22 protein-coding genes are annotated in these 22003 nt (G+C 66.4%); all 22 read left to right on the top strand.

Annotation, left to right across the window (positions count from 1 at the left end):
• Positions 1–672 (top strand): site-2 protease family protein (locus P8Y39_08020; protein MEJ2192281.1); only part of this gene is annotated, 672 nt, incomplete at its 5' end.
• 145 nt (positions 673–817) lie between these two features.
• Positions 818–1270, top strand: coding sequence for a division/cell wall cluster transcriptional repressor MraZ (mraZ, locus tag P8Y39_08015; protein MEJ2192280.1), 453 nt, complete (start codon positions 818–820; stop codon positions 1268–1270).
• Positions 1271–1272: 2 nt separating this feature from the next.
• Positions 1273–2154, top strand: a complete 882-nt coding sequence (gene rsmH / locus P8Y39_08010) for a 16S rRNA (cytosine(1402)-N(4))-methyltransferase RsmH (protein MEJ2192279.1) — start codon at positions 1273–1275, stop codon at positions 2152–2154.
• On the top strand, positions 2151–2471 hold the full coding sequence (locus P8Y39_08005; protein MEJ2192278.1) for a hypothetical protein: 321 nt from the start codon (positions 2151–2153) through the stop codon (positions 2469–2471). The genes rsmH and P8Y39_08005 overlap by 4 nt, the downstream gene beginning before the upstream one ends.
• Before the next feature lie 27 nt (positions 2472–2498).
• Positions 2499–4214, top strand: coding sequence for a penicillin-binding protein 2 (locus P8Y39_08000; protein MEJ2192277.1), 1716 nt, complete (start codon positions 2499–2501; stop codon positions 4212–4214).
• A 9-nt stretch (positions 4215–4223) separates the two neighbouring features.
• Positions 4224–5693 carry a UDP-N-acetylmuramoyl-L-alanyl-D-glutamate--2,6-diaminopimelate ligase gene (locus tag P8Y39_07995; protein ID MEJ2192276.1) on the top strand — a complete coding sequence of 490 codons (1470 nt, stop codon included), beginning with the start codon at positions 4224–4226 and terminating at the stop codon, positions 5691–5693.
• Entirely contained in the window at positions 5681–7066 is a 1386-nt protein-coding gene (murF, locus tag P8Y39_07990; GenBank protein ID MEJ2192275.1) for a UDP-N-acetylmuramoyl-tripeptide--D-alanyl-D-alanine ligase, read from the top strand. Before P8Y39_07995 ends, murF begins: the two co-directional genes overlap by 13 nt.
• Positions 7056–8138, top strand: coding sequence for a phospho-N-acetylmuramoyl-pentapeptide-transferase (gene mraY / locus P8Y39_07985; protein MEJ2192274.1), 1083 nt, complete (start codon positions 7056–7058; stop codon positions 8136–8138). Before murF ends, mraY begins: the two co-directional genes overlap by 11 nt.
• Position 8139: 1 nt before the next feature.
• A complete protein-coding gene (murD, locus tag P8Y39_07980; GenBank protein ID MEJ2192273.1) occupies positions 8140–9498 on the top strand; it encodes a UDP-N-acetylmuramoyl-L-alanine--D-glutamate ligase in 1359 nt (452 codons plus the stop codon).
• Complete coding sequence (gene ftsW, locus P8Y39_07975; protein ID MEJ2192272.1) at positions 9495–10676, top strand: putative lipid II flippase FtsW; 1182 nt, start codon at positions 9495–9497, stop codon at positions 10674–10676. The genes murD and ftsW overlap by 4 nt, the downstream gene beginning before the upstream one ends.
• Complete coding sequence (murG, locus tag P8Y39_07970) at positions 10673–11779, top strand: undecaprenyldiphospho-muramoylpentapeptide beta-N-acetylglucosaminyltransferase (protein MEJ2192271.1); 1107 nt, start codon at positions 10673–10675, stop codon at positions 11777–11779. Before ftsW ends, murG begins: the two co-directional genes overlap by 4 nt.
• The gene (murC, locus tag P8Y39_07965) at positions 11772–13142 is read left to right on the top strand and encodes a UDP-N-acetylmuramate--L-alanine ligase (GenBank protein ID MEJ2192270.1); all 1371 of its coding nucleotides are present in this window, start codon (positions 11772–11774) and stop codon (positions 13140–13142) included. The genes murG and murC overlap by 8 nt, the downstream gene beginning before the upstream one ends.
• A complete protein-coding gene (gene murB, locus P8Y39_07960; GenBank protein ID MEJ2192269.1) occupies positions 13139–14065 on the top strand; it encodes a UDP-N-acetylmuramate dehydrogenase in 927 nt (308 codons plus the stop codon). Before murC ends, murB begins: the two co-directional genes overlap by 4 nt.
• 8 nt (positions 14066–14073) lie before the next feature.
• Positions 14074–14967 carry a D-alanine--D-alanine ligase gene (locus P8Y39_07955; protein MEJ2192268.1) on the top strand — a complete coding sequence of 298 codons (894 nt, stop codon included), beginning with the start codon at positions 14074–14076 and terminating at the stop codon, positions 14965–14967.
• The gene (locus P8Y39_07950) at positions 14964–15731 is read left to right on the top strand and encodes an FtsQ-type POTRA domain-containing protein (GenBank protein MEJ2192267.1); all 768 of its coding nucleotides are present in this window, start codon (positions 14964–14966) and stop codon (positions 15729–15731) included. The genes P8Y39_07955 and P8Y39_07950 overlap by 4 nt, the downstream gene beginning before the upstream one ends.
• Entirely contained in the window at positions 15728–16978 is a 1251-nt protein-coding gene (gene ftsA / locus P8Y39_07945) for a cell division protein FtsA (protein ID MEJ2192266.1), read from the top strand. Before P8Y39_07950 ends, ftsA begins: the two co-directional genes overlap by 4 nt.
• A gap of 16 nt (positions 16979–16994) precedes the next feature.
• Complete coding sequence (locus tag P8Y39_07940; GenBank protein MEJ2192265.1) at positions 16995–17933, top strand: cell division protein FtsZ; 939 nt, start codon at positions 16995–16997, stop codon at positions 17931–17933.
• Positions 17934–18018: 85 nt separating this feature from the next.
• Positions 18019–18618, top strand: a complete 600-nt coding sequence (locus P8Y39_07935) for a DUF3786 domain-containing protein (GenBank protein MEJ2192264.1) — start codon at positions 18019–18021, stop codon at positions 18616–18618.
• Positions 18615–20258: a radical SAM protein gene (locus tag P8Y39_07930; GenBank protein MEJ2192263.1), complete on the top strand. Its 1644-nt coding sequence runs from the start codon at positions 18615–18617 to the stop codon at positions 20256–20258. The genes P8Y39_07935 and P8Y39_07930 overlap by 4 nt, the downstream gene beginning before the upstream one ends.
• Before the next feature lie 30 nt (positions 20259–20288).
• Positions 20289–21266 carry a diguanylate cyclase gene (locus P8Y39_07925; GenBank protein MEJ2192262.1) on the top strand — a complete coding sequence of 326 codons (978 nt, stop codon included), beginning with the start codon at positions 20289–20291 and terminating at the stop codon, positions 21264–21266.
• A 275-nt stretch (positions 21267–21541) separates the two neighbouring features.
• Positions 21542–21784 (top strand): DUF4160 domain-containing protein, encoded by a 243-nt coding sequence (locus tag P8Y39_07920; GenBank protein ID MEJ2192261.1) that lies wholly within the window; start codon positions 21542–21544, stop codon positions 21782–21784.
• Positions 21759–22003 (top strand): DUF2442 domain-containing protein (locus P8Y39_07915; protein MEJ2192260.1); only part of this gene is annotated, 245 nt, incomplete at its 3' end. The genes P8Y39_07920 and P8Y39_07915, both read left to right, overlap by 26 nt.

Genomic DNA, 22003 nt, shown 5'->3' with positions numbered 1-22003 from the left:
GAGTTCTCCCACTACCTGGCCTCCCGGAAGCACCACACGGAGGCCACGCTCCCTTACTTCATCCCCGCCCCGACGCTTATCGGCACCTTCGGGGCCTTCATCAAGATGAAAAGCCCCATCCGGAGCCGGAAGGCGCTTGTGGACATCGGGGCCTCGGGCCCCATGGTGGGTTTCTTTTTCTCAGTCATCGCCTCGGTGGCGGGCCTGCTCCTTTCCCGCGTGGTCACTGTCGAGGCGGGCGCCAAGGGCGCCCTGACAGTGGGGGACTCGCTCCTTTTTGCCGCCCTGACCAAGCTCACCGTGGGCACCGTGCCGGAGGGCCACGAGATCTTCCTCCACCCGGTTGCCTTCGCCGGGTGGCTGGGGCTCTTCGTGACGAGCCTGAACCTCATCCCCGTGGGCCAGCTCGATGGAGGGCACATATCCTTCGCCTTTCTGGGTCCTTTGCACAGGCGGGTGGGGATGGCGCTGGTCGCGGTGCTGGTGGGGCTTTCCTTCTTCTGGGTCGGGTGGGCCGTATGGGCCGGTCTCATGCTGGTGATTGGCCTGGGACACCCCCCCGTGATATACTGGGAGGAACCTCTGGACCCCCGGAGGAAGCTGGCAGGTTGGGCGGCACTCGTCATATTTGTTATCACCTTCATTCCCGCGCCTTTTTCCGTCAGTCTGTGAAGCAAATACGCCATGTAGGGGTGCCTGAAGGCTGAGAGGCACAAGATGTTGTTTCGCTTGGTAGTCTTTGATTTTTCTCTTGACTTCATCCCTCCGCTGCCCCTAATATTGACCGTGGTAGAAAGTGGTAGAAAGTGGAGGATGAATGAGGGCGTTCTCCGGAAAATATTACTACAGCCTGGACCCGAAGGGAAGGCTCATGATACCGGCCCCCTTCCGGGACATCATAGCCGGCCGGGCAAGCCCCAACCTCTATATCACCAACGCGCCGTCGGAGCACTGCCTGCACATCTACCCCGAGGAGGAATGGTTCGCCCTGGCCGAGAGGGTCCGGGTCCTGCCGAGGATGGACAGGAACGTGAGGCTGTACATGCGGCGGGTCATCGCCTCGGCGGTCTCCCTCACGCTGGACAAGCAGGGCCGGGTCCTGGTGCCGGCGGCCCACAGGGAGGACTCGGGCCTCAACGCGGAAGTGGTCATCGTTGGGCAGATTGACAAGATAGAGGTCTGGGACAGGACGATGTGGGACCAGGTGAACGACCTCTCCCGGATAGACCTGGAGGCGTATGAAGCCGCACTCAGCAATTTTGGACTCTAGGGATGAGACCTCAACAGCACCTGCCGGTCATGGCGGAGGAGACGCTTGCGTTTCTGGACGTGAGGGAGGACGGCGTGTACGTTGACGCGACGGTGGGCCCCGGCGGGCACTCCGAACGGATACTGGAGCACCTGGGCCGGGAGGGGGCTTTGTACTGCCTGGACCGCGACGAGGAAGCCCTGGCCCTGGCCCGGGAGCGGCTCGGGGACGGGCGGTGCAGGTTCCGGAAGGCCCGGTTCGGCGAGATGGGGCAGGTCCTCCGGGAAGAGGGCCTCCGGGAGGCCGACGGCGTTCTCATGGACCTCGGTGTTTCCATGCTTCAGATGAAAGCCCCGGAGCGGGGGATGAGCTTTGCCTCCGACGCCCCCCTGGACATGCGGATGGACCGGAGCCAGGCCCTCCGGGCGGAGGACATCGTGAATTCGTGGTCCGAGAAGGAGCTGGCCGACCTCATCTACACATACGGGGAGGAGACCCGCTCCCGAAGGGTGGCCAGGGCCATCGTCCAGGCCCGCAAGCACAAGCGCCTGACCACCTGCCGGGAGCTGACGGAGGTCGTCAGCGCGGTCCTTCCCCGCCGCGGCAGGACCCATCCGGCTACGCGGACGTTTCAGGCCCTCAGGATGGCCGTCAACGATGAGCTCGGGGAGCTTGAGCGCGGCCTTCCCCAGGCCCTGGCCCTCTTGAAGCCGGGGGGCAGGCTGGCGGTCATCGCGTACCATTCGCTGGAGGACAGGGCGGTGAAGAATTTCATGCGGAGAGAGAAGGAGAAGGGGAGCCTGCGGGTCCTCACCAAAAAGCCCGTGGTTGCGCGGCGCGAGGAAGTGCTGAGCAACCCCTCGGCAAGGAGTGCGAAGCTCAGGGCGGCGGAGGCGGTGCGATGAGGTATCGAAGGGAGAGCCCCGTGTGGTCTTTCGTGGTGAAGCCTGCCCTGGTCTCCCTCCTCCTGGTGGGTGTTTTCGGCCTGGTGTGGATGCGTTCCAGCATCACCTCCATGGAGTACGACATCGGCTCCCTGGAGAAGCGCAAGACCCAGGCCCTCAAGGAAAGAAAGCTCCTGGAGGCGGACCTGGCCTCCCTGAGGAGCATCCGCGAGGTGGAGGACCGCAGCATGGGCATGGTCTTCCCCGACAGAGAGAAGGTCGTCTATGTGAAGAGGGACAAGGGGAGCGTCCCGTACGCCGCATCTCTGAGGAGGTAAGCGCCCCTTCGGGGGAAAAGGGCGCGTATGGACAAACGGGCGGTCATTCTGAGCACTGCTGTCATCTTCGGGTTTGCCGTTGTCGTCCTCCGGCTCGGCGACCTCATGCTGCTCGACCACCAGAAGCTGGCGGCCCGGGCCAGGCACCAGCAGCTGGGGCAGGAAGACCTCCTGGTGGGCCGGGGAGTCATCTTCGACAGGCGCGGCCGGGAGCTGGCCGTCAACGTCGACACCTTCTCGGTCTACTGCAACCCCCGCCAGGTGCGCAAGCCCAGGGAGACGGCGCGGGCCCTGGCGCGGGCGACCGGGGCGAGCTACGCCACCGTGCTTCGGAGGCTCATCTCGGACAAGGGCTTCGTCTGGGTGGCCCGGAACCTGCCGCCGGAGACGGCACGGACGGCGCGGGCCCTGGGCCTCGAGGGCGTGGGGTTTCTTCCCGAGATGGTCCGGTACTATCCGAAGGGGGCACTGGCCTCCCACGTCATCGGCTTCGTGGGGGTGGACAACCAGCCCCTGGAGGGCATAGAGCTGGCATACGACAAGAGCCTCAAAGGCAGGCAGAGGAAAGTCCGCGTGCACAGGGACGCCCTGGGGAGGACTCTTTCGGAGGGCGTGCAGTTTGACCCGCAGGCCAACAGCCTCGTTCTGACGCTGGACGAGGGCCTCCAGTACATCGTGGAGAAGGAACTGGCGAAGGGCGTCGAGCAGTGGCATGCCGCATGGGGGACGGCCGTCATGATGAACCCCCAAACCGGAGAGATACTGGCCATGGCCAATGTGCCCACATACGACCTGAACGACCCCGGGGACTACCCGGCCTCCGCGCGCCGCAACCGGGCCATTACCGACACCTACGAGCCCGGCTCCACCTTCAAGGTCATCACCGCGGCGGCCTCCCTGGAGGAGCGCGTGGTGGACACCACCACCATCTTCGACGCCAGCCAGGGCTTCATCCGGGTGGGGAGGCAGGCCATTTGGGACGTGCACAACAAGGGGATTCTCTCCTTCGGCGAGGTCCTGAAGACCTCCTCGAACGTGGCCACGGTGATGATGAGCGAGATGCTCCCGGCCGAGGCCCTCTACCGGTATGTCCGGGGTTTCGGCTTCGGCGAGGAAACGGGGGTCGACCTGCCCGGGGAGGCCGCCGGCGTGGTCAAGCCTCCCAAGCAGTGGTCTGGCACCACGAAGGCGGCCATGAGCATCGGCTACGAGGTGGCGGTCACGCCGCTGCAACTGCTGAGGGCCTACTGCGCGGTGGCCAACGGGGGCTACATGATAAAGCCCCACGTGGTGGCCAGGGTCATCTCTCCCGAGGGGGACATCCTCTATGAGGCCGACAAGTCCCAGGGGAGGAGGGCCATCACCCGGAGGACGGCAGCCATATTAAAGACCATTCTGGTGGGTGTCACCCAGAAAGGGGGAACGGCCATGGGGGCCCATCTGGACGGCAACACCGTGGCCGGCAAAACGGGCACCGCACGGCTCGTCGACCCGGAGACGGGGACCTACTCGCATAAGAAGTATGCCGGCAGCTTCGTGGGCTTCGTCCCCGCCGACAGGCCCCGGATAGCCCTCATCGTGGTGCTCTTCGAGCCCCACGGAAAGTACTACGGCGGACTGGTGGCGGCCCCGGTGTTCCGGGAGATAGCCCGCCAGACCCTGGCCTACCTGAACGTGCCCCGGGAGGACACCTTCGGCGACGACGTCCTGGTGGTCCGGACGATGCGGAAGGATTATCACTGAGATATGGACATGCGCGCACTACTTGAAGGGCTCACGGTGGCGGAGAGCCGGGGCGACATGGGCACGCCCGTCAGGGCCATCCGGTACGACTCCCGGCGGGTGGAGCCGGGAGACCTCTTCGTGGCCCTCAGGGGAGGGGCGGCCGACGGGCACGACTACGTGGGCGATGCCCTCAACAGGGGTGCTGCGGCCATCCTGGCCGAGAGCCGCCCGGAGGCCGGCGTCCCTTATGCCGTGGTCTCCGACACCAGGGAGGCACTGGCTCACATGGCAAACGTCTTTTACGGCCGGCCCTCCCGCGAGCTGTCGGTCATCGGCGTTACGGGAACCAACGGAAAGACCACCACGGCGCACCTCCTCCGCTCCATCCTGGAGGCCTCGGGAAGAAAGACGGGCATGCTGGGAACTATCTCCTACTGCTACGGGGACATCTGCATCCCCGCTCCTTTCACCACGCCGGAGGCCCCGGAGTTTCAGGGCATCCTCCGCCAGATGAAGGACGGGGGCTGCACCGACGTGGTCACGGAGGTCTCCTCCCACGCCCTGGTCCAGAAGCGGGTGGAGTTTACGCGGTTCGAGGCGGCTGTCTTCACGAACCTCACCAGCGAGCACCTGGACTTTCACCGGAGCATGGAGGAGTACTTCGGGGCGAAGCGGCGGCTCTTCGAGGAGTTCTTCGCGGGGACGGCCGTCCTGAACGCGGACGACTTCTACGGGCGAGAGCTTGAGGCGAGCCTCCCGGGGCCCCGGGTTACCTACGGCATCCATCGGGATGCGGATTTGCGGGCCGCGGACGTGCGCCTGACGGGCGACGGCCTCTCCTTCGTCCTCGTGCATGACGGAAGGCGTTACCCCGTGGCCTCCTCCCTGGCGGGGCTGCCCAACGTCAGCAACATCCTGGCCGCTGCGGGGGCCGCCGTGGCCGTGGGGGTGCGCTGGGAAGACGTCCTGGAGGGCATCGCGCGGATGCGGCAGGTGGAGGGCCGTTTCGAAAAGGTCCAGGAAGGGCAGGACTTCCTCTGCGTCATCGATTTCGCCCACACGCCGGACGCCCTGGAGAGGCTCATCGAGACCGCCCGGGAGATAACCGGGGGAAGGGTCATAACCGTCTTCGGCTCGGGCGGCGACCGCGACCGGTCCAAGCGCCCGGTCATGGGCGCGGCGGCCACGCGGCTGAGCGACCTGGTCTTCATCACCTCCGACAACCCCCGGAGCGAGGAGCCCCTCTCCATCATCGGCGAAATCGCGGCCGGGGCGGCAAAGGAGAACTTTCGCATCGTGCCCGACAGGGCCCAGGCCATAGGGCAGGCCCTGTCGGAGGCCCGCCCCATGGACACCGTGCTCATCGCGGGAAAGGGACATGAGCAGTACCAGGAGGCCGCCGGCAGACGGCTGCCCTTCAGCGACAGGGAGACCGTTCGCGCCGTCCTGGCCACGTTGACGCGGGCCAGGAAAGGAGGCTCCGCATGGCGCACCTGACCTACGGGGAAATCCTCGAGGCCACCGGGGGGAGGCTCCTCTCGGGCAGGCCCGACGGGGTCGCGGGCCTCTCCATCGACTCCCGGACCATCGGGGACGGGGAGCTCTTCGTCGCCCTGAAGGGGGCGCGGTTTGACGGGCACGACTTCGTCCGCGAGGCCCTCCAGAGGGGAAGCGGCGCCATCGTCAGCGTCCCTCCCGCAAGCCCGCCCTCGGGCAAGGTGATTATACACGTCTCCAATACGCTCAAGGCCCTGCAGGCGGTGGCCCGTTACCTGAGGCGGAAGACCGGCGTTACCGTGGTAGGCGTTACCGGGACCAACGGCAAGACCACCACCAAGGAGATGGCCGCCTCCATTTTGAGCACCCGGTTCCGGGTCCTCAAGAACACCGGCAACCTCAACAACCAGATAGGCCTTCCCCTGAGCCTCCTGGGCCTCACAGGAGAGCACGAGGTGGCCGTCCTGGAGATGGGGGCCAGCGCCCCCGGGGACATCAGGGAGCTTTGCGAAATAGCCCTCCCGGACTACGGGGTCCTGACAAATATCGGGCACGCCCACATCGAGGGGTTCCAGGATATCGGCTCCGTGCGGGCCGCCAAGATGGAGCTCCTCGATTCCGTGCGGGCCGCGGCCGTCAACGCCGACGACCAGTTCCTCATGGAAGGCATCAGGGGCTTCGGCGGGAGGCTCCTCACCTTCGGCATGAAGGGCGAGGCCGACCTGGCCGCCACCGGGGTGGAGTGCGCGGAGAGGCACTGCGTGTTTCGCCTGGAGGCCGGGGGCCGGAGCATGCCGGTGAGCCTCGGGGTGACGGGGGCTTTCAACATCTATAACGCCCTTGCGGCGGCGGCCGTGGGGGCCCTTTTCGGGATGGACATGGAGGCCGTTAAAGAGGGCCTGGAGCGCTTCGAGGGCGTGCCCATGCGCCTCGAGGTCAAGGAGCTGGCCGGGGCCATGGTCTTGAGCGACGTCTATAACGCCAACCCGGCCTCCATGGAGGAGGCCCTGAAGGAGCTTGTCCGCCTGAGGAAGCGCCGCGCCCTGGCCGTCCTGGGCGACATGCTGGAGCTGGGCTCCTATGCAGAGGAGGCCCACCGCCGCCTGGGGCGCTGGATGGCCCGGTTCCCCATCGACCTTTTCGTGGCCGTGGGCCCGCTCATGCGGACGGCCGCGGAGGAGTTCATGGCAGCCGGGGGCAGGGCCATAATCGTCCAGGACGCCGCTCGGGCGCGGGAAGCACTCATGGAGAGCTTCGCCGGGGACGACACCATCCTCATCAAGGGCTCCCGGGGCATGCGCATGGAGGACATCCTGGAAGGCCGGGACGACACCGGAGAGAAAGGAAAAAGGACGCGTTCCCATGCTTTATAAATTGCTCTTGAGCTTGCACGACTACTACTCGCCGCTGAACGTCTTCCGGTACATCACCTTCCGGACGGCCCTGGCGGTGCTGACGGCGGCGGCCATCACCTTCATCTTCGGCCCGGCCATCATCGAGCGGCTGCGCTCGCTGAGCCTGACCCAGCAGATACGGGGCTGCGGGCCCCAGAACCACCGGAAGAAGGCCGGCACCCCCACCATGGGCGGGGTGGTCATCGTCGTCTCCATCCTCGTGGCCGTCCTGTTATGGGCGGACCTGGGGAACATCTACGTCCAGATGATGGTGGCCGCCATGCTGGGGTTCGGGGCCATCGGGCTTGCCGACGACGCCTTGAAGATCAAGCGGCGCACTTCCGGGGGCCTTCGGGCGCGGACGAAGTTCGGCCTGCAGATACTGCTGGCCCTGGCGCTGGGGCTCTTCCTTTTCGTGAACCCCCGGGACCCGTACTCCGACATGCTGAGCGTGCCCTTCTTCAAGAAGTGGCTCTTCGACCTGGGGTGGTTCTACATCCCCTTCGCCATCCTCGTCATCGTGGGCTCCTCCAACGCGGTGAACCTCACCGACGGCATCGACGGCCTGGCCGTGGGCCTGGTGGCCATCGCCGTGCTGGCCAACGGGGTGCTCATTTATATCTCCGGGCACCGGGCCCTGGCCGAGTACCTGCAGGTGCTTTACCTGCCGGGCATGGGGGAGCTGACCGTCTTCTGCGGGGCCATGTTCGGCGCGGCCATAGGGTTTCTCTGGTACAACGCCTACCCGGCGGACGTCTTCATGGGGGACGTGGGCTCCCTGGGGCTCGGGGGGATGCTGGGCACCCTGGCGGTCATCTCCAAGCAGGAAATCGTCCTGGCCGTGGTGGGGGGCATCTTCGTCATGGAGACCGTCTCGGTGGTGCTTCAGGTGGCCTCGTACAAGCTGACCGGCAAGAGGATATTCAAGATGGCCCCGATTCACCACCACTTCGAGCTGAAGGGCTGGCCGGAGCCGCGCGTCATCGTGCGGTTCTGGATTGTGGGAATCGTCCTGGCGCTGTTGAGCCTGGCGACCCTCAAGGTGCGCTAGCGTGTCCCGGGCGGTGGTCATAGGGCTTGCCAGAAGCGGCACGGGAGCGGCGAACCTCCTTCTCCGGCAGGGCGAGAAGGTCACGGTGACGGACATCCGCCGGGAGGAGGACCTGAGGGAGCGGATAAAGGACCTCTCCCCGGGTGTGGACCTGGCCCTGGGCGGACATCCGGAGGCACTCCTCGATGAGGCGGACCTCATCGTGGTGAGCCCCGGCGTCCCCCTTTCCATCGAGCCCCTGAGGAGGGCGCGGGAGCGGGGCGTGGAGATAATCGGGGAGCTTGAGCTTGCCTGGCGCGTCCTTTGCGGCATCCCCTTTTACGCCGTCACCGGGACCAACGGGAAGTCCACGACGGTAAGCCTCCTTGAGAAGATGCTGGAGGCCGCCGGCAGGCGGAGCCTCCTTGCCGGAAACATCGGAAACGCCCTCTCCACGGAGATACTGGCGCGCTCAAACGGCGAGCCCGGCCTCCCGGGGGTGGACTGCGTGGTGGTGGAGGTGTCGAGCTTTCAACTGGAGGCCATCCGGATGTTCCGCCCCCGCCTGGCCGCCGTCCTGAACGTCACGCCCGACCACCTGGATCGCTACCGCTCCTTGGGGGACTACAGGCTTGCCAAGGAGCGCATCGCCCTGAACCAGGAGGCGGGCGACGTCCTCGTCCTGAACGCCGACGACCCGGAGTGCCTGGAGATTGCCGCCTCGCCGCTTGCGCGGAAGACCGGCGTGCGCTTCTTCAGCCGCATGGCCGCCGTCCCCGGCATCCATGCGGAGGGGGGCGTCGTCTTCACCAACCGGGGCGCGCCGGAGGAGCTCATCGCCCAGAAAGAGATGGCCCTTCAGGGCGAGCACAATCTGGAAAACGCCATGGCGGCCTCCCTCATGGCGCTTCTGGCCGGATGCCCCAGGGAGGCCGTCCGCCGGGCGCTCCGGGAGTTCCCCGGCCTCGAGCACAGGCTGGAGTTCGTCCGCGAGGTGCGCGGCGTCCGGTACGTAAACGACTCCAAGGGGACCAACGTGGGCGCCGTGATGAAGTCCCTGGAGGGCTTCGCCGCGCCGGTCGTCCTTATCGCCGGGGGCAGGGACAAGGGAGGGGACTTCGCGCCCCTTGTCCCCCTGGTGGGAGCGCACTGCCGCGCCCTCGTCCTGATGGGCGAGGCCCGGGAGAAGATGGCCGCGGCCCTCTCAGGGGCGGTTCCCTGCACGATGGCCGCGGACATGAGGGACGCCGTCCTGAAGGCCGCACGGGCGGCGATGCCGGGGGACATGGTGCTCCTTTCCCCGGCCTGCGCCAGCTTCGACATGTTCCAGGACTTCGAGGACAGGGGCAGGCGGTTCAAGGAGGCCGTGGGGGAGCTGTGATATACGAGCGTCCATACGACCGCTGGCTCCTCCTGAGCACCCTGGCCCTCCTGGGCTTCGGGGCCCTCATGATCTACAGCTCCACCTCGGTCATCACCCCTGCCATGGAGGCGCGCAACGTCACGGAGTTTCATTACTTCAGGCGGCACCTCTCGGCCATGGCCATGGGGCTTGCGGGCATGTACACCGCCTACCGGGTACGGCCGGACCTTCTGAGCAGGTGGTCCATCCCCCTGCTCGGCCTGGCGCTGGTGCTTCTGCTTCTGGTCTTCGTCCCCGGCATCGGGGTCAAGGCCGGCGGGGCCCGGCGCTGGATACGCCTCTGGCCCACCACGTTCCAGCCCTCCGAGCTTGTGAAGCTCGCCATGGTGGTCTTCCTGGCCCGCTACATGTCCCGGCCCGGCTACCGTCCGGACAGGTTCAGCCACTTCCTGCTGCCCCTGGGCGTCGCGGGGGCGTTTCAACTGGTCTTCCTCGAGCAGCCGGACTTCGGGGCAACGGTGAGCCTGGCCGTGCTGACACTGGCGATGCTTTTTCTCTCCGGCGTCCGCCTTCGCTACGTCGCCTTTCTCGTGCTCATGGCCTCCCCGGTACTCCTGAAGCTGGCCATGGAGCCTTACAGGTTGAAGAGGCTGACCTCGTTTCTCAACCCCTGGAAGCACGCGCAGGACAGCGGCTTTCAGCTCGTCCAATCGTTCATCGCGCTGGGAAGCGGCGGGGCCTGGGGCCTGGGGCTGGGCAGAAGCCGCCAGAAGCTGGAGTTCCTCCCCGAGGTCCACACGGATTTCATCTTCTCCATGGTGGGCGAGGAGCTGGGGTTCGTCGTGGCCGCGTCGCTGGTGGCCCTGTTCTGCTTCATCTTCCTCCGGGGCCTTCGCATAGCCATGGCCGCCACGGACCGGTTTACTTACTACTTGGCCTCCGGCCTTTCCCTGATGATAGCCCTTCAGTCGCTGGTCAACTTCGGCGTGGTCACCGGGATGCTCCCCACCAAGGGACTTCCCCTGCCGTTCATCAGTTACGGAGGCTCCTCGCTCCTCATAAACATGCTCGCCGTGGGACTGCTGTTGAACCTCTCGCGGCAGGGAACCCCCGCCCCGCCGCCCCCGGTCGACGACCTGGGCGTCCTCATCGAGAGAAAGAAGGTGCGGCGGTCCATCTACGGAGGGGTGCGGTGAGGGTGGTCATCGCCGGAGGAGGAAGCGGCGGGCACCTGTTCCCCGGCGTGGCCGTGGCCCAGGAGCTTCTGGAGCGGGAGCCCGGAGCGGAGGTGGTCTTCATCGGCTCGGAGACGGGCATCGAAGCGCGGGTCATCCCCCGGGAGGGATATCCCATCCGCTACGTCAGGAGCGCCGCTGTTCTGGGGAGGTCTCCGGTGAGGAAGGCCGTGGCCCTTTTCGTCGTCCTCGCTTCCATGCGGGCGTGCTCCCAGGTCTACCGGGAGCTGAGGCCCGACGTGGTCGTGGGGACGGGCGGGTACGTCTCCTTCGCGCCGGTGGCGGCGGCCCGGCTTCAGTCCATCCCCACCCTGGTGATGGAGCAGAACCTCGTGCCGGGGCTGGCAAACAGGGTGCTGGGGAAGATGGCCGATTCCGTGGCCGTCACCTACCACGAGAGCTTGGCCTTTTTCCCCAAGGAGAAGTCCCGGCTGACGGGAAACCCGGTAAGGTCCGGGGTCTTGAGGGGCAAGAGGGGCGCGGCCCTCAAGCTCTTCTCGCTGGAGGGCGAGAGAGTGACCTTTCTTGTCCTGGGCGGCAGCGCCGGGGCCTCGCGGATAAACGACGCCGTGCTGAACGCCCTGCACCATCTCCTGGACGTCCGAGACGGCGTGCAGTTTCTCCATCAGACGGGCCAGCAGGACTACGAGCGCGTGAGAAAGATATACAGGGACATGGGTTTCAAGGCCATGGTGGCCCCCTTCATCCACCAGATGGGAGAGGCCTATGCCGCCTCGGACGCCGTCATCTGCCGGGCCGGGGCGACCACCCTGGCCGAGATAACCGCCCTGGGCCGTCCGTCCGTCCTGGTGCCCTATCCCCATGCGGCGGGGCATCAGGAGTTCAATGCCCGGAAGCTCCTGGAAAACGGGGGCTGCCGGATGCTCCACGAACGGGAGCTCACCGGCAAGGCCCTTGCCGGGCACATCGCGGAGCTTTACCGGTCCGAGGACCTGCGGGCGGACATGCGCTCGCACTGCCGCGCCCTGGGCAGGCCCGACGCGGCCCAGAAGGTCGTGGACATGGCCCTGAGCCTTGTCAAGGCGAGGTCCGGAAATGTTTGAGCGTTACAAGGTCATCCACATGGTGGGCATCGGAGGGGTGGGCATGAGCGGCATCGCCGAGGTGCTGCACAACCAGGGCTATGAGGTAACGGGCTCGGACGCGAGGGAGTCGCAGATGGTGCGGAGGCTGCGCGGCCTGGGCCTTGCAATCCACGTGGGGCACAGCCCGGAAAACGTCGACGGCGCCCACGTGGTGGTCATCTCATCGGCCGTGCGCGAGGACAACCCCGAGGTCCGGGAGGCCCACCGCCGGGGCATCCCCGTCATCCCCCGGGCCGAGATGCTCGCCGAGCTGGGAAGGCTCAAGTACGCCGTCCTGGTGGCCGGCTCCCACGGGAAGACCACCACCACCAGCCTGGTGGCCACCGCCCTGGCCCATGCCAGGCTGGACCCCACGGTCGTCATCGGCGGCAGGCTCAATGCCCTGGGGACGAACGCCCGCCTGGGCTGGGGGGATTTCATGGTGGCCGAGGCGGACGAGTCCGACGGCAGTTTCCTCAAGCTGAGCCCCACCATCGGCGTGGTCACCAACATAGACGCCGAACACCTGGACCACTTCAAGAACCTGGCGAACCTGAAGGAGGCCTTCCTTTCCTTCATGAACAAGGTCCCTTTCTACGGCCTCTCGGTGGTCTGCGCCGACGACCTGAACGTGCGGGAGCTTCTGCCCCGCGTGCACCGGAAAGTGCTTACCTACGGGTTTTCCCCCGATGCGGAGCTGAGGGCCCGGGCCCTCGCGCACGAGGGCATGTCCGTGGCCTTCGAGGCCGTTTTACACGGCCGGAGCCTCGGTAGCTTCAGGCTTCCGGTGCCGGGGGCGCATAACGCGCTGAACGCCCTGGCCGCCATCGGCGTGGCCCTGGAGCTTCAGATAAGCCCCGAGCTTCTCCGGGATGCCCTGGCGGGCTTCGGGGGCATTCACCGGAGGCTTGAGCGCAAGGGCGAGGCCCGGGGCGTGGCTGTCTTCGACGATTACGGCCACCACCCCACCGAGATACGGGCCACCCTCGGAGCGGCCCGGGAAGCCCTGGACGGAGGACGGCTGGTGGTCGTCTTTCAACCCCACCGGTACACGCGGACCCGGGACCTCATGGGAGAGTTCGCCTCCTCTTTCGGCGATGCCGACGTGCTCGTTCTGATGGACATTTACCCGGCGGGTGAGGAGCCCCTGGAAGGCATAACGGCGGAGGCCCTGCACAGGGAGGTTGCCCGGCACGAAGACGGCGTTCTGTATATGCCCGGGGGCGAGGAGGCCGCCCGGTTCGTGGCCCGGGAGGCCCGTCCCGGGGACGTGGTGCTCACCCTGGGGGCCGGCGACGTCTGGAAGGTGGGCGAGGCCGTCCTGAAGGAGCTGGGCTCATGAGGAGCGCGGAAATCAAGGCCGTCCTTATGAAGGAGCTCCCCCGGCTTGAGGTGAGATACGACGAGCCCCTGGCCGGGCACACCACCCTGCGCCTGGGAGGACCCACCCCGGCCTACATCGTCCCCGGGGACGGGGAGACGGTGGCCCGGGTGGTGCAGGTACTGGCCTCCAGGGGCATCCGGCCCCTGGCCATGGGCGGAGGGAGCAACCTCCTGGTGGGCGACAGGGGCGTTGAGGAGCCGGTTATTTCGGTGTCCGCCCTCGCGGGGAAGGACATCCGCGAGGACTGTCCCGGCGAGGCGGTCCTCTGCGTCGGGGCCGGGCTTTCCCTGGCGGGGCTTCTCTCCCTGATGCGGCAGAGCGGCCTGACGGGCCTGGAGGGGCTGGTGGGCATCCCCGGGCAGGTGGGGGGCGCAGTGGCCGGAAACGCGGGCGCCTTCGGCCGCGAGATGAAGGACGTCCTCTGCGAGGTCACCGTGGTGGACGCCGAGGGCACCGTACACATCATCAACAAGGAGGGCCTGGACTTTGGGTACAGGCGCTCGGGGCTTCCCGCGGGAAGCGTCATCATCGCCTCGACCATGGCCTTCGGCAAGGACGAGCCCGAGGCCGTGGCCGCACGGATGAAGCGGTACCTGGAGGAGAAGAAGTCCCGGCAGCCCCTGGGGCAGTGGTCGGCGGGGTGCGTTTTCAAAAACCCCCAGGGCGGCGAGCCCGCCGGCAAGCTCATCGAGGAGGCGGGCTGCAAGGGCTTGGCGGAAGGGGGCATCCAGGTCAGCCCGGTGCATGCCAATTTCTTCGTCAACACAGGCGAGGGCACGGCGGCCGACTTTACGGCCCTCATGGAGAAGGTGGCGGAGCGTGTTCTCAGGGCGTCGGGCGTCTCTCTGGAGCCCGAGATACGGGTGGTGGGACGGTGCTAGGGAAGGACATGCTCGTGGGGGTTCTCATGGGAGGCACAAGCGCCGAGAGGGCCGTCTCGCTCAAGAGCGGGGAGGCCGTCTCCCGGGCCCTGCACGGCCTGGGCTACAGGGTAAAGGACATCGACGTGGACGGGCGGGTCTGTGAGACCCTCCTCGGGGAGAAGGTGGACGTGGCCTTTCTGGCCCTTCATGGGGGTGCCGGAGAGGACGGCTCCATGCAGGGGCTCCTCCAGGTGATGGGCATCCCCTATACCGGCTCCGGAGTGATGGCCTCGGCCATCGCCATGGACAAGCTGGTCTCCAAGCAGCTGTTCGCCTTCCACGGCCTCCGCGTGCCCCGCTACGAGGTGCTCACCGAAGAGGGCGTACCCGCCCTTGACGTCCCGCTGGTGGTGAAGCCCGCCCGGGAGGGCTCAAGCGTCGGGGTAAGCGTGGTCACCGCGAAGGAGGAGCTTCTGCCGGCCGTGAAGCAGGCCCTGGCTTACGCCGGGCCGGTGCTGCTGGAAGAGTACATAAGGGGCAAGGAGGTGCACATAGCCGTCCTTGGAAAAGAGGTGCTGGGAGGCGTGGAGGTGAGGCCCAAGACGGCGTTTTACAGTTTTGAGGCCAAGTACACCCCGGGCATGACAGAGTACGTCCTGCCCCCCGAGCTTGCCCCGGAGACCTACTCCCTGGCCGCGGAGACCGCTCTTCGGGCCCACAGGGCCCTGGGCTGCGCGGGGGCCACGCGGGTGGACCTCCTCGTGCCCGAGGACGGCCTGCCCTACGTGCTGGAGGTTAACACCATACCGGGGATGACCGAGACGAGCCTGCTCCCCAAAATTGCCCTGCGGGCCGGCCTGGAGTTCCCCGCGCTCATCGAGCGCATCCTCATGGACGCCCTGGGAGGGAAAAAGTCGTGAAACGCGCGCGCAAGGGCCAGTCCACAAGCAGGCGGAACAGAAGGCGGGGACGCCGGGGCGTCACGCTCCTTTCCCTGGGGGCCCTTGTGCTGGCACTCCTCGGCGGGTTTTATCTCGTCGCCGAAAGCGGCGTCTTCTCTCTCCGCTCGGTGGAGTTCAGGGGCAACACGCAGCTCTCACGCCGGGACCTCATGACCCTCATGGGCGTGGAGATGGGAGAGAACCTGCTCAAGCTGCCGGCCCGGGAGATGGCCGGGTACCTTGAGCACTCCCCCTGGGTGCGGGACGCAAAGCTCAGGAAGGAATATCCCGACAGGCTCATCGTCAAGGTAGAGGAGTCGGTGCCCCATGCCCTCCTCAGAAACTCCAGGGGCCTTTTCCTCCTGGACGAGGAGGGCCGGGTCCTGGAGAAACTGGCCGGGGAGCCGCCGGCCTTCCTGCCCGTTATCGTGGACGCCTCGGGCCGGAAGGAGGGGGCTTTCGCCGAGGCCCTCGCCCTGGCCTCGGCCGTGCGCGATATGGGGCTCCTCCGCGAGAAGGAGAGCGTGGAGATAGCGGGCTTTGAGCACGGGGCCGAGGGCATGACCATGCGGGTCGACGGCATGCAGGTGCGCATGGGGCAGGGAATGTACGCCGAGAAGCTCGCCCGCCTCATGGAGCTTTCCCCGGAGATACGCAGGCGGGCCGAGAAGGTCCAGTACGTTGACCTCAGGTTCAAGGACCGGGTGGTCGTCAAGCCCGCCGGGGCGGGGGCGAGGCCATGAGCGGGACCTTCATCGTGGGCCTTGATATCGGCTCTCAGAAGGTCTGCGCCGTCGTGGCGGCCTCCCACGGCAATGGCGTGCGCGTGGTGGGGGCCGGGGAGGCGCCCGCCAGGGGCCTCAAGGCCGGGATGGTCGTGGACATGGAGGCGGCCACCCTGGCCGTGAGGGAGGCCCTTGCCGAGGCCGAGAGGACCTCGGGCGTGAAGATACGGGCGGTCTATGCCGCTATAGCGGGGAGCCATGTGCGCTGTTCCGAGAGCACCGGAGCGGCCGGTGTGAAGCGCGGCGAGGTAACCTGGCGGGACATGGAGCGCGCCGTGCAGAGTGCGGCGAACCTCTACGTCCCCCTGAACAGGGAGCTTTTGCACGCGCTGCCCGTCTCCTACGCCCTGGACGGCCAGGGCGACATCGTCCGGCCCCTGGGAATGCGAGGAGTGCGGCTGGAGGCCCGGGTGATGGCCATAACGGCGGCCCAAGCCGCCGTGGAGAACATGCTCGGCTGCTGCGAGGGCGCGGGGGTGGAGGTCATCGAGGCCGTCTTCGGCCCGCTGGCCGCCTCGCACGCGGTGCTGAGGGAGGCCGAGAGGGAGGCCGGCGTCCTGCTCATCGACGTGGGTGCCGGCACTACGGACGTGGCCCTCTTCAAAGGGGGCACCCTCCGTCATGCCTTCAGCATCCCCGTGGCGGGCAGCCACCTGACGGGGGACCTGGCCATAGGGCTTCGCATCTCTCGGGAGGAGGCCGAAAGGGTAAAGCACGAGGAGGGCTTCGCCCTGCCGGCCGGTGCAGGACAGAGCGGAGCGACGATAAAGGTGCATGGCCTGGAAGGGGAGCGCCGCACGATACCGCGAAATTACATGGGGGAGATACTGCTTCCCCGGTGCGAGGAGATATTCGAGCTGCTCCGGGACGGCCTGGGCGACCCGCTTCTTTACACCTGCTCCGTGGCCGTGCTGACCGGGGGCTCGGCGGTGCTGCCGGCAATGGACCGGGTGCTCGAGGCTGTCTTGGGCATAACGGTGCGCACGGGCGTTCCGGAGGGCCCTCCGGCCCAGGGGCTGGAGGGGCCCGCCTATGCCACCGCCCTGGGCCTCATGTTGTACGGAAACGAGGTCGAGGCGCAGCCCCCCGGGGGCGTGCTGACGACCGCGGGGGAGCGGCTCCGCCAGTGGATGGAAAATCTCTTCGACGCCCGGACCTGGGCGAGGACCGGGAGGACACCGGGCGTGAGATACATGAAATCATGAGAGAAGGAGGGTTTACATGTTCGAACTGGAAGAAGTCCTGAACTCCAAAAGGCAGGCCGCCCGCATCAAGGTCGTGGGCGTGGGCGGGGCAGGGGGAAACGTCATCAACAACATGATCGCCTCCAGTATCCGTGAAGTGGAATTCATCGCCATTAATACCGATGCGCAGGCCCTTGAGACCTCCATGGCGCCCTACAAGGTCCAGATAGGAAGGAGCATCACCCGGGGGCTCGGGGCCGGCTCCAAGCCCGAGGCGGGCCGGGACTCCGCCTTGGAGGACAAGGACGCCATTGCCGAGGCCCTGGACGGGGCCGACATGGTCTTCATCACCGCCGGCATGGGAGGGGGCACCGGCACCGGAGCGGCCCCCGTGGTGGCGGAAATGGCCCGGAACACGGGCGCCCTGACCGTCGCCGTGGTGACGAAGCCCTTCTTCTACGAGGGCGGCAAGCGGGCCCTGAACGCCGAGTACGGCCTTGCGGAGCTTCAGGGGAAAGTGGACACCCTGATTGTCATCCCCAACGACCGCATCTCCATGGTGGTGGAGAAGGGCACGTCCCTTCTGCAGTCCTTCGCCCTCATAAACATCACCGGCGGGCTTGACCTGGCCCTCTCCGACGTCCAGGAGGCCGCCGCCCCCGTCTTCGACTGCGCCGACGAGGAGGCCAACATCATCGTGGGCGCCGTGGTGGACCCTGACGTCAATGACGAAGTGCGGGTGACGGTCATCGCCACGGGCTTCAAGCAGGAGGAGGCCTCCCCCGTGGAGCTGCCCCAGGTGAAGAAATGGACCGGCATCCCCCGGGAGCCGTCCACCACGAAGGGGTCCGACAGGGTGCTTGCGAAGTCCCTGGAGCTCAAGGCCGAGGAGCTGGCCAAGCGCCACGACCCTCTTGATGTCCCCGCTTTCCTCAGGAAATCCGCACGGCCGGACGTGAGGTCCCTGGTGCGGTAAGTCTGCCTCTCTCTCTTCCCCCCAAAGGGGTCTCCTCTCCCCCGGGAGACCCCTCCCTCCCTTCCCCTGTGGTATCATTTTCACTATGGCATCGGGAGAAGAGCGGGCCTGGGAGCTCCTTGACGCCCTCCAGCCCGAGCAGGTCTCGCGGAGAGCCATGGTCCGATACGAAGAGGAAAACGCCCGTTACGTCCTGCCCTCCCTGGGATGGGAGTTCGCCGTCTCGCCCCCGCGGCGGGAAATCGCGGGCCTGACCCCCGGGGCCGCGGAGCTGCGGGCCCGGACGCGCTACTTCCTGGACGTGAGCATCCTGTGGTACCTGGTGGGCGCCAAGGAGGTCGGCCGGAGCGGCAGGCTCATACGGCCCCAGGACCTCAAGGGGGGACATCATTTCTTCACCGGCACCCACGAGCTGCCCCTCACCCCCTTGGCCATGAAGTACGGCGCCGACAGGGAGGGTTTCCTCGCGCGCGCCCGCTCCCTGGGGGGCCGGCAGGTGCGCTACGGCGACGCCGCGGTAGAGCTTTCCCCCATGCCCCGCATACCCCTCACCGTCATCCTCTGGCTCGGGGACGAAGAATTCCCGTCCCGGGCGGACCTCCTGTTCGATTCCTCCGCGGCGCTTCACGTGCCGCTGGACATAAACTGGTCTCTGGCCATGATGAGCCTCATCGCACTTCTGTGAGCAGGCGGCTCAGGGAGAAGGCCCTCGCGCTTTTGGGGAGGGAGCAGGGCACGGTCTTCAAGGAGCCTGGTGGGAAGCTCAGGGTCTGCCTCCTGTATCCCAACACCTACCGCGTGGGCATGTCCAACCTGGGCATGCAGGGCGTCTACGGCCTTCTAAACGGCCGTGACGACGTCTTCTGCGAGAGGGCCTTCCTGCCGGATGCCGAGGACATGGAGGAGTACGTCCGCACGGGGACGGAGCTTTTCTCCTTGGAGACGCAAACGCCGGTGGGCCGCTTCGACGTGGTGGCCTTCTCCACGGCCTTCGAGAACGACTACCCCAATATCATAAGGGTCCTTCGGCTCTCGCGCATCCCGCCCCGGGCGGAGGAGCGCACGGGACGGCACCCCCTCGTTGTGATGGGTGGCATCTGCGCCTTCGCCAACCCCGAGCCCCTGGCGGAGTTCTTCGACCTCGTCTTCGTGGGGGAGGCCGAGGAGCTTCTGCCGGATTTCCTGGAGGCTTGCACAAGGGCGGAGGGGCGGGAGGACCTTCTGCGCCGGGCCGCCTCGGGCATCCGGGGCGTCTATGTGCCGCGCTTCTATGCCGTGGACTACGGCCCCGGTGGGCTCATCGCACGAAGGCGCATCCTCTGGGAGGGCGCCCCCGAGACGATAGAGAGGCGCTTCGTCCGGGACTTCTCCCGGTGCGCCCTCCGGCCCGTCGTCATCACGCCGGATGCGGAGTTCGCCTCGATGTATCTCCTGGAGGCCCAGCGGGGCTGCCCCTGGAACTGTAACTTCTGCCTGGCGGGCCACGTCTTCAATCCCCCGAGGGTGAAGGCCCTGGACGCCGTGCGGGCGGAGGTGGAGGAGGCCCTGGCGAGGGCGCGGAAGGTGGGGCTTATCGGCCCTTCCCTTGCGGACTATCCCCACAAGGAAGATGTCCTCTCCATCCCCGGGGTGGACTTCTCCATCACCTCGCTCCGGGCAAGCCCCCGGAGCGCCGCCCTGGCCGCCCTGCTCCAGGGGCAGCGGAGCATCTCCATAGCGCCGGAGGCCGGCACCCAGCGCATGCGGGAGGTGATAAACAAGAGGATTACGGAAGAGGACATCCTGGAGACGGCCGGGAGCATCTTCTCCTGGGGGGTGAGCCGTCTGAGGCTTTACTTCATGGTGGGCCTCCCCACGGAGAGGGACGAGGACGCCCGGGGCATCGTGCGGCTGGTCACGGCCATACGGGGCCTCTCGGCCAGGGGGAAGATAGTCCTTACCCTTTCCACCTTCGTGCCCAAGCCCTCCACCCCGTTCCAGTGGCATCCCATGGAGGAGATGCGGGTGGTGAAGGAGCGGATGAAGCTCGTCAAGGAGGGGCTGGCCTCCCTCCCCGGGGTGAGCGTCTTTCACGACGTCCCCAAGTACGCCTACATGCAGGGCATGCTCTCGGTGGGGGACCGGAGGACCGCCCGCGCCCTGCTTGCCATTGCCCGGGACGAGGCCCACTGGCGAGGAGCCTCGCGCCGGGCCGGGGTGGACCCGGACTTCTACGCCATGCGCCGGAAGGGCCGGGACGAAATCCTCCCCTGGGACTTCATCCAGGCCGGAGTTTCCAAGGAGCGACTCTGGCGGGCCTACAGGAGTGCTCTGGCTCACGGCTGAGCCCCGGGGGATTATGGTAAAATTCCGACCATGCCGGGCTACGTCGTCATTATCGAGGACAGCGCCAGCATGGCGGAGCTTGAGAGGCGCTACCTGGAGCGGGAGGGGTTCCGCGTAAAGACGGCCTCCACGGGCGCTCAGGCCCTCCGCATCCTGGAAGACGGCGGGGCGCCGGACCTCCTTATCGTGGACTACAAGCTCCCGGACATGTCCGGCGTGGACCTCATGCAGCAGGTAAAGGCCCTGGGCATGGATCTCCCCGTGGTGGTGGTCACCGCCGCGGGCAACGAGCAGGTGGCCGTCAGCGCCATGAAACTGGGGGCCATGGACTATATCGTCAAGGACGTCGCCACCATAAAGCAGCTTCCCGGCACCTGCCGCGAGGTCATCCGCCGGTTCGAGCTTTCGCAGAAGAAGGACCATCTCATGGAGGAGCTGAGGCGGGTGAACACCGAGTTGAAGGCCGCCAACGTCCGCCTGGAGGACCTTTCCCGCAAGGACGACCTCACCGGCATCTACAACCGCCGCTACTTCACCGAGCGCCTGGGCTACGAGGTGGCCCGCTCGGGCCGTTACCGCACTCCCCTTTCGATGGCTTTCTTCGACCTGGACCACTTCAAGGTGGTAAACGACACCCACGGCCACGGCCTGGGCGACCAGGTGCTCATCCAGTTCGCCGGCGTCATCCGCGACCGCATCCGGCAGACCGACGTGCTGGCCCGCTACGGAGGGGAGGAGTTCGCCGTGCTCCTGACCGACACGCCCGTGGACCGGGCCCGGGCCCTGGCCGACGACCTCCGGGAGCTTATCTCCCGGGTGGAGTTCGGCACGCCGGAAACACCCGTGCGCCTCACCACCAGCGCGGGGGTGGCCTTTCTTGACGAGGGCATGACCCGCGAAAGCCTCATCGAGACCGCCGACAGGAGCCTCTATCAGGCCAAGCAGGCGGGCCGCAACCGGGTGGCCGCCGTGCAGGTGGAACCGGCGGGAACGGACGGGGGGATTTAAGCGCAAGGGGGGAGGGAGTCCCAACTGCGACCAAAGCCAGAAATGGCGTTTCTCTTCGTCGATTCAAGCGCTTACGGCATCCTCAGTATTCCGTTGTGTCATTAAAGGCCCTTGTCACCTCTCTCATATGGGGGATAACAGCTCTCTCTGCTTGAAATGCCATGCCTGGTAGTTGAGATGCTTCGTTCTCAGCTTCCTTCCGCGATTCTCTACTTTTGGTATTATTGTGATGATGTCAACTGTTAATCCTGACGCCGGAGGATTATAATTATTTAATGCCCACGGCATTGAGGCACGGGGAATACAGATTTTACTTTTACAGCCATGAGATCAACGAGCCGCCGCATATTCACGTTGACCGGGAGAATTTGTCGGCGAAGTTCTGGCTTGAGCCTGTCGGCCTGGCAAGAAATTTTGGCTTCAGTCCGAAGGAGCTCAGAAAGGTACAATCGCTGGTCGCGGAGCAGAAATCGAAATTGATGGAGGCCTGGCATGGGTATTTTGGCACTGGGGGCTGACGAGAGGGTCAAGGATGTACAAATCACGGAAGAGTCGTTGAGGGTTGACCTTATGGACGGGCGCACCATAACAGTGCCTCTGGCCTGGTATCCGAGGCTCCTGAACGCCACGCCCAAGCAGCGGAACAACTGGCGGATTGCCGGCGGCGGTTATGGCATCCACTGGCCCGACATAGACGAAGACCTGAGCACCGAGGGGCTGCTGCGCGGGGCTCCCGC

Source organism: Nitrospirota bacterium (assembly GCA_037386965.1).
Classification (GTDB): domain Bacteria; phylum Nitrospirota; class Thermodesulfovibrionia; order Thermodesulfovibrionales; family JdFR-86; genus JARRLN01.
The sequence above is the reverse complement of the archived record's forward strand: the minus strand, read 5'-3'. Positions and strand labels throughout refer to the sequence as shown.

Bases quoted from the DNA above. Each gene is read 5' to 3' on its own strand.
- ftsA (MEJ2192266.1), top strand. From the start codon at position 15,728: ATGAGCGGGACCTTCATCGTGGGCCTTGATATCGGCTCTCAGAAGGTC.
- P8Y39_07935 (MEJ2192264.1), top strand. From the start codon at position 18,019: ATGGCATCGGGAGAAGAGCGGGCCTGGGAGCTCCTTGACGCCCTCCAG.
- mraY (MEJ2192274.1), top strand. From the start codon at position 7,056: ATGCTTTATAAATTGCTCTTGAGCTTGCACGACTACTACTCGCCGCTG.
- P8Y39_07925 (MEJ2192262.1), top strand. From the start codon at position 20,289: ATGCCGGGCTACGTCGTCATTATCGAGGACAGCGCCAGCATGGCGGAG.
- murB (MEJ2192269.1), top strand. From the start codon at position 13,139: ATGAGGAGCGCGGAAATCAAGGCCGTCCTTATGAAGGAGCTCCCCCGG.
- P8Y39_07995 (MEJ2192276.1), top strand. From the start codon at position 4,224: ATGCGCGCACTACTTGAAGGGCTCACGGTGGCGGAGAGCCGGGGCGAC.
- rsmH (MEJ2192279.1), top strand. From the start codon at position 1,273: ATGAGACCTCAACAGCACCTGCCGGTCATGGCGGAGGAGACGCTTGCG.
- P8Y39_08000 (MEJ2192277.1), top strand. From the start codon at position 2,499: ATGGACAAACGGGCGGTCATTCTGAGCACTGCTGTCATCTTCGGGTTT.
- P8Y39_07955 (MEJ2192268.1), top strand. From the start codon at position 14,074: ATGCTCGTGGGGGTTCTCATGGGAGGCACAAGCGCCGAGAGGGCCGTC.
- murC (MEJ2192270.1), top strand. From the start codon at position 11,772: ATGTTTGAGCGTTACAAGGTCATCCACATGGTGGGCATCGGAGGGGTG.
- P8Y39_08005 (MEJ2192278.1), top strand. From the start codon at position 2,151: ATGAGGTATCGAAGGGAGAGCCCCGTGTGGTCTTTCGTGGTGAAGCCT.
- P8Y39_07920 (MEJ2192261.1), top strand. From the start codon at position 21,542: ATGCCCACGGCATTGAGGCACGGGGAATACAGATTTTACTTTTACAGC.
- murF (MEJ2192275.1), top strand. From the start codon at position 5,681: ATGGCGCACCTGACCTACGGGGAAATCCTCGAGGCCACCGGGGGGAGG.
- mraZ (MEJ2192280.1), top strand. From the start codon at position 818: ATGAGGGCGTTCTCCGGAAAATATTACTACAGCCTGGACCCGAAGGGA.
- P8Y39_07940 (MEJ2192265.1), top strand. From the start codon at position 16,995: ATGTTCGAACTGGAAGAAGTCCTGAACTCCAAAAGGCAGGCCGCCCGC.